The organism is Pseudoalteromonas sp. ND6B (assembly GCF_000764215.1).
In the GTDB taxonomy this organism is placed as follows: Bacteria; Pseudomonadota; Gammaproteobacteria; order Enterobacterales; family Alteromonadaceae; genus Pseudoalteromonas; species Pseudoalteromonas tetraodonis.
The window spans coordinates 57642-63789 of sequence record NZ_JQFL01000040.1 but is presented as its reverse complement, the minus strand read 5'-3'; the positions used below and the strand labels follow the sequence as shown (position 1 = coordinate 63789).

The following is a 6148-nucleotide window of genomic DNA, read 5'->3' as shown; positions in this document are numbered from 1 at the left end:
AAGGCCAAAAAAGAAGGCAAGTGCGGCGAAGGTAAATGCGGCGAAGCTAAAGCCAAAAAAGAAGGCAAGTGTGGCGAAGGTAAATGCGGTGAAGCTAAAACCAAAAAAGAAGGTAAATGTGGCGAAGGTAAATGCGGTGGTCACTAAACTTTTCTTTTAATTACGTTAAGCTATAGGGCCAATTAGGCCCTTTTTATTTAACGGGAGGTATTATTATGGCTCACATTCAAACGCCTAACTTTGGCATGGTTGGCTTAGGCCTACGCAGGGAAATGCTAGATGAGCTAGACGGTGCCGCACCAAAACAAATTGAGTTTATGGAAGTGGCCCCAGAAAACTGGTTAAAGTTAGGTGGACGCTTTGAAAAGCAGTTCAAACAGTTAACCAATACTAATTATTTTGTTTGCCATGGTTTGTCACTTTCCATTGGCTCGCCTGAGCCACTAGACCTTGAATTTGTAAAGTCGTTAAAACCGTTTTTTGATACTCATAATATTAAAGTATACAGCGAGCATTTAAGTTATTGTTCAGGAAAAGGACACATGTATGACTTAATGCCGATCCCTTTCACTGAGGAGGCGGTTAACCATGTTGTTTCTCGGGTTAAACAGGTACAAGATATTTTAGAACGCCCACTTGCGCTGGAAAATGTGTCTTATTATGGCGCGCCTGGACAACAGTTAACTGAGCTTGAATTTACAAACGCTATTTTAGAACAGGCTGATTGCCAGTTACTACTAGATGTAAATAATATTTATGTTAATTCAGTTAATCATGGCTACGATGCACATGCCTTTTTAGCTGCATTGCCAACTAACCGAATTGCTTATGCCCATGTTGCAGGGCATTACAACGAAGCCGAGGACTTGATTATAGATACTCATGGCGCCGATGTTATTGATCCCGTATGGCAGTTGCTCGATAGCGCTTATGAAACACATGGTGTATTTCCGACGCTGTTAGAGCGGGACTTTAATATTCCACCTATTAACGTGTTAACCGAAGAGCTGGATATAATTCATCAATTACAAGCAAAGCACCTGCAGCGGTTATCCACTGAGCAAAGTGCTTAAACAGTCCTATGCAGCTAGTAATAACAACAGCATGGTTTTAAAAGAGTATTAACTATGAGTTTTATCGATATTCAAAATGAGTTTATGGCTCATATTCGCCAGCCCAACACGAACCCTTGCCCAGCAGATGTTGAAGACAGACGTATGGCTATTTATCGGGAGCTTTTTTTTAATAATATTAATGGCTTTGTTTCATCTGCATTTCCAGTTTTAAAAACACTCTATAGTGAGCAACAGTGGCTATTACTGGTTCGTGAATTTTTTAGTGAACATGATTGCCAGTCTCCTTACTTTTTAGATATTGCTGAAGAGTTTATAACGTATTTAATGACAAGTTATGTGCCCAAAGAGTGCGACCCTGTGTTTATGCTAGCGCTGGCGCATTATGAATGGATTGAGCTTGATGTATCGGTAACTCAGGCTGACTTGGATGAGAGCGAACTGGTAACGAATCAATTAACCCAAAGCCCTTTATATTTATCTAAAACGGCACGTAACTTAAGCTATGAATTCCCCGTACAACATATTAGCGAAGCGTTTCAACCGCAACAGCCCTCTGAGCAGCCACATTATTTTGTGGTGTACAGAGATAAAGACGATGAAGTACAATTTTTAGCAACTAATGCGATGACCGCCATGCTGTTGTCTATTATTGACAATAACGCAGGAAGCACATTTGCGCATGTTTGCCAGCAAGTCAGTGAAAATGCACCTCAATTTAGCCTTGAGCAAATAACTCAAGGCGCATTAAGTACCCTAACGGCTATGGCACAGCGTCAAATTATAGTGACAAAAAATCAAGATTAAGCTCTTTATAGATTATTTCACATCGTCTATTATAGCGCCTTTATTTGTTGTGCTTAATAAAAGGTTGTACCGATGTCAGATGATAAAGAGTTTAAAGACCCGTTTAATGCGGCTTACTTTTTTGCATTTTTAGCCGTGTTTGCTGGAATAGGGTGTTTAAATGCTATTTTAGGTTGGATCACCAGCTTGACGTAATTTTTGCTTTATTTCATAAGGCTGTTGTTTTCATCAGCCTTATATTTTTTTATCCTGTTTACCCTTCCTGAATTTTTATAACTACCGCAAACTCGCAATTTACGCTCACTTAAGGTTATAATCACCTGCTTTGTAATATGAACCATTGAGCAGTTAAAATTATGACTCAAGTAACACCAGCAATTATTAAAAACAGCATTACTACAATTGCTGATTACCCTAAAGCGGGCATTATGTTTCGCGATGTAACAACCCTAATGGCAAACCCTGAAGCGTTTAAAGCAACCATAGATGCATTTATTAACGCCTATAAAGAGCAAGGTTTTACTAAAATTATCGGCACAGAATCGCGTGGCTTTATTTTTGGTGCACCGCTATCTTATGCCTTGGGAATTCCTTTTATCCCTGTTCGTAAACCTGGTAAATTACCGCGCGAAGTTATTCGCCAAGATTACCAACTCGAATATGGTGAAGATACATTAGAGCTTCATACTGATGCGATTGTAGCCGGTGACAAAGTATTGCTAGTTGACGACTTGTTGGCGACCGGTGGTACAATTGAAGCAACAGCCAAGTTGGTTGCAAAATTAGGCGGCAACGCCACAGATGCAGCATTCGTCGTATCGTTACCTGAACTAGGTGGGGAGCAGCGTGTTGAAAAAATGGGTATTAAAATCCTAAAATTGGTTGAATTCGAAGGCGAATAATCGATGAGTTATCAGGTTCTAGCGAGAAAATGGCGTCCTCAAACCTTTCATGAATTGGTTGGGCAGTCTCATGTTAAACAAGCGCTGGTTAATGCGCTGAATCAAAATAGACTGCATCACGCTTATTTATTCACTGGAACCCGTGGTGTTGGTAAAACGACCATTGCGCGTATTTTTGCTAAAAGCTTAAATTGTGATGAGGGCATTTCTGCCACACCATGTGGTCAATGTAGTAGCTGTGTTGATATAGAAGCAGGGCGCTACATTGATTTACTCGAAATAGATGCGGCCTCACGCACAAAAGTTGAAGATACTCGCGAAATACTCGATAACGTTCAATATGCGCCAACCCGCGGACGCTACAAAGTGTACTTAATTGATGAAGTACACATGTTGTCAAAGCACAGCTTTAATGCCTTATTAAAAACGCTCGAAGAACCACCTGAGCATGTAAAGTTTTTACTGGCGACCACCGATCCACAAAAATTACCGGTAACTATTTTATCGCGCTGTTTACAGTTTAATTTAAATGCCTTGTCGCAAGCTGAAATTAAGCAACAGCTTGAGCATGTTCTTACACAAGAACAGCTCAATTTTGATAATGATGCCCTAAGTATTATTGCTAAAGCAGCCGATGGCAGTATGCGAGATGCGCTGAGCCTGACCGATCAGGCTATTGCTCAAACAAATGGCGATATTAATAATCAAGCTGTTCAAGCCATGCTTGGTTTAATGGATACCCATTATAGTCAGAGTTTACTCGCTGCATTACTCGCGCAGGATGGCGCAGCCTTAATGGCTGAAGTTGCCCAAGTCGCGAGCAGAAATCCTAATTACATTGCACTACTTGATGACTTAATTGCACTTACGCATATTATTCAATTAAGCCAATTAGTGCCTGAAGCGGCAGCACTTGATAGCAATAATACTGACTACATTAAGCATGTTGCAGCGCACACTCATGCTCAGCAAATTCAAGTGTATTATCAGTTATTGCTGAATGGCAAAAAAGATTTACAGTGGGCGCCTGAGCCACGCTTAGGGTTTGAGATGATTATGCTACGATTGTTAGCATTTCAACCTGAGCACTCTCAAACGACGCATTCAGCACCTAGCTTGCAACCCGCGCCAGAGCAAAATGCCACAGGGCGTACCAATGCATTGCGTGATATTTTAAATAAAAATAAACCAGCGCAGAGCAATAGCACTGAAAGTCAGCCATCAATACATAATCCACAGCCAATAGAGGCTGCTGAGCCTGAGGTTTCGCGCTCTGATAATAGCCGGACTCACATTGAGCAAGAGTCAACGCAAAGTCGGCCAAACGTGTCTGATACAACGCCAATGAGCGATGAACAAGCGCAGCGTCAAAGCGAAGATGATGCCTACATGCAGCACAGCGATGTAGAACAAACCATTGCAGCGCAATACGATGATGTAATGAGTAGCGCGGTTGACCAAGGATTTAATCCTGAGCTATCAAACGTACCTAGTAGCACTGAGCATTCAGCGCCAACAATGGGCGAGCAAGAAGCACGTGCACAGTCTGCAATAGCGCGTATTTTACGTGACAGAAATATTTCCGGTGCGGGTAAACTGTCAAGCGCAGCAACCGAAAAACCTGTTGTGCCAAAATCGACCCCTGCGAGGCAAGTCGATAAACCTATTAGCAATACACCTCAAGCTGTAGCGCAGGAGCCGCCTCCATGGGATAGTGAGACGGGTGATGAGTTACCAAAAAAGCCAGCGCTCCCCATGTCAGGGAGCAAGCCACAGGTAAGCACTAAACCTGCAAATAAAGTTGACTTTAAAGCGAGGCACCAAACAATTACCGAAAATCTTGCACCTGAGCTATTAGAGCAAATTAATCCGCAAAAACCAGCTCCTGCTGTTGAACAAGCACCAAGTATTCCGGTGCCGGATGATTTTCAAAGCCCCATCAGTGAAATTAGATTTGCCCATCAACAAGATGAATGGGCTTATTTAATTAAGCGAATGGGGCTTGGCGGGCGCATGCGCCAGTTTGCCTTGCATTCAATTTTTACCAAGCAAGACAATCATTTTCATATTGAAGTGGATGAATCGCAAAAGCATTTAGATACGCCTATGCTGCGCCAAAAGTTAAATGTGGCGTTATCGACTATTTATGGACATAACGTTGAGCTAAATATCGACTTTGCCAGTGGGGTGATTGACTCGCCTTATTTAATTCAACAAAAAATTGATGCAGGTCGTCATCAGCAAGCGATTGATGTGATCACAAGTGATGAAAATATAGTACAATTTCAACAGTTATTTAGCGCTGAAATTGACGAAAACAGTATTCAGGCATTGTAATTAACTATCAGTGCCCTTATTTATACTCCAGTTAATGTATTAAAAGAAAGAGAGACGATTATGTTTAAAGGTGGAATGGGTAACATGATGAAGCAAGCGCAGCAAATGCAAGAGCGCATGCAAAAAGCCCAAGAAGAAATCGCAACAATGGAAGTGGTTGGTGAAGCTGGTGCCGGTTTAGTTAAAGTAACCATGCTTGGTAACCACAACGTGCGCCGTGTTGAGCTTGATGAGAGCTTAATGGAAGACGACAAAGACATGATTGAAGATTTATTAGCAGCAGCGTGTAATGATGCTGTTCGCCGTGTTGCTGAAGAAACGCAAGAGCGTATGGGCAAAGTGACAGGCGGTATGCAATTACCGCCTGGTATGAAAATGCCGTTCTAAGCAAAACTATGCAACTTTCAGATAGTTTAACATCGCTGATAGAGGCACTTCGTTGTCAGCCAGGTATTGGCCCGAAGTCTGCTCAGCGTATTGCCTTTCATTTGTTAGAGCGCGACCGTAAAGGCGGTGCTCAACTTGGTAATGCCTTGACTAAAGCTATGAGTGCTGTAGGTCATTGCCAATCGTGCCGCACATTTACCGAGCAGGCGCAGTGTGATATTTGCTTAAGCACTAAACGCCAAGACAGTGGTATTTTATGTGTTGTTGAATCGCCAACGGATGTACTGGCCATTGAGCAAACAGGTCAATACAAAGGGCTTTACTTTGTATTAATGGGGCATTTATCACCTATTGATGGCATAGGGCCTAAAGAAATTGGCCTTGATGTACTCGAGCAAAAGCTTGCGCAAGGCGGTATTAATGAAGTCATTTTAGCCACAAATCCTTCGGTTGAAGGCGAAACAACGGCGCATTATATTGCTCAGCTTTGCCACAAAAACAATGTGGGTGCATCGCGTATTGCTCATGGTATTCCTGTTGGTGGTGAGCTTGATTTAGTCGATGGAATGACGCTTATGCATGCATTTAGCGGTAGGCGTTTAGTGGCTCAAGAATAAAGCTATTTGTTAGTTATTAAATAAA

8 protein-coding genes are annotated in these 6148 nt (G+C 42.1%); all 8 read left to right on the top strand.

Going from position 1 to position 6148, the window contains the following annotated elements:
- The coding region (locus tag ND6B_RS20560; RefSeq protein WP_200882084.1) for an HvfA family oxazolone/thioamide-modified RiPP metallophore at nucleotides 1-147 on the top strand (147 nt) is incomplete at its 5' end.
- Between the two features lie 68 nt (nucleotides 148-215).
- A complete protein-coding gene (locus ND6B_RS08405; RefSeq protein WP_033103628.1) occupies nucleotides 216-1073 on the top strand; it encodes an HvfB family MNIO-type RiPP peptide maturase in 858 nt (285 codons plus the stop codon).
- A 54-nt stretch (nucleotides 1074-1127) separates the two neighbouring features.
- Nucleotides 1128-1880 (top strand): HvfC family RiPP maturation protein, encoded by a 753-nt coding sequence (locus ND6B_RS08410; protein WP_028835059.1) that lies wholly within the window; start codon nucleotides 1128-1130, stop codon nucleotides 1878-1880.
- 72 nt (nucleotides 1881-1952) lie between these two features.
- The gene (locus tag ND6B_RS20495; protein WP_255314607.1) at nucleotides 1953-2075 is read left to right on the top strand and encodes a hypothetical protein; all 123 of its coding nucleotides are present in this window, start codon (nucleotides 1953-1955) and stop codon (nucleotides 2073-2075) included.
- Nucleotides 2076-2236: 161 nt separating this feature from the next.
- Complete coding sequence (gene apt / locus ND6B_RS08415) at nucleotides 2237-2782, top strand: adenine phosphoribosyltransferase (RefSeq protein WP_033103627.1); 546 nt, start codon at nucleotides 2237-2239, stop codon at nucleotides 2780-2782.
- A 3-nt stretch (nucleotides 2783-2785) separates the two neighbouring features.
- On the top strand, nucleotides 2786-5119 hold the full coding sequence (gene dnaX / locus ND6B_RS08420) for a DNA polymerase III subunit gamma/tau (RefSeq protein ID WP_033103626.1): 2334 nt from the start codon (nucleotides 2786-2788) through the stop codon (nucleotides 5117-5119).
- A gap of 60 nt (nucleotides 5120-5179) precedes the next feature.
- Nucleotides 5180-5506 carry a YbaB/EbfC family nucleoid-associated protein gene (locus tag ND6B_RS08425; protein ID WP_010388590.1) on the top strand — a complete coding sequence of 109 codons (327 nt, stop codon included), beginning with the start codon at nucleotides 5180-5182 and terminating at the stop codon, nucleotides 5504-5506.
- Nucleotides 5507-5514: 8 nt separating this feature from the next.
- Nucleotides 5515-6123, top strand: a complete 609-nt coding sequence (gene recR, locus ND6B_RS08430) for a recombination mediator RecR (protein ID WP_028835061.1) — start codon at nucleotides 5515-5517, stop codon at nucleotides 6121-6123.
- Nucleotides 6124-6148 lie beyond the last annotated feature (25 nt).

What these genes read in the sequence shown, in the direction of transcription:
- ND6B_RS08405 (WP_033103628.1), top strand. Translation starts at nt 216, where the DNA reads ATGGCTCACATTCAAACGCCTAACTTTGGCATGGTTGGCTTAGGCCTA.
- ND6B_RS08410 (WP_028835059.1), top strand. Translation starts at nt 1,128, where the DNA reads ATGAGTTTTATCGATATTCAAAATGAGTTTATGGCTCATATTCGCCAG.
- ND6B_RS20495 (WP_255314607.1), top strand. Translation starts at nt 1,953, where the DNA reads ATGTCAGATGATAAAGAGTTTAAAGACCCGTTTAATGCGGCTTACTTT.
- apt (WP_033103627.1), top strand. Translation starts at nt 2,237, where the DNA reads ATGACTCAAGTAACACCAGCAATTATTAAAAACAGCATTACTACAATT.
- dnaX (WP_033103626.1), top strand. Translation starts at nt 2,786, where the DNA reads ATGAGTTATCAGGTTCTAGCGAGAAAATGGCGTCCTCAAACCTTTCAT.
- ND6B_RS08425 (WP_010388590.1), top strand. Translation starts at nt 5,180, where the DNA reads ATGTTTAAAGGTGGAATGGGTAACATGATGAAGCAAGCGCAGCAAATG.
- recR (WP_028835061.1), top strand. Translation starts at nt 5,515, where the DNA reads ATGCAACTTTCAGATAGTTTAACATCGCTGATAGAGGCACTTCGTTGT.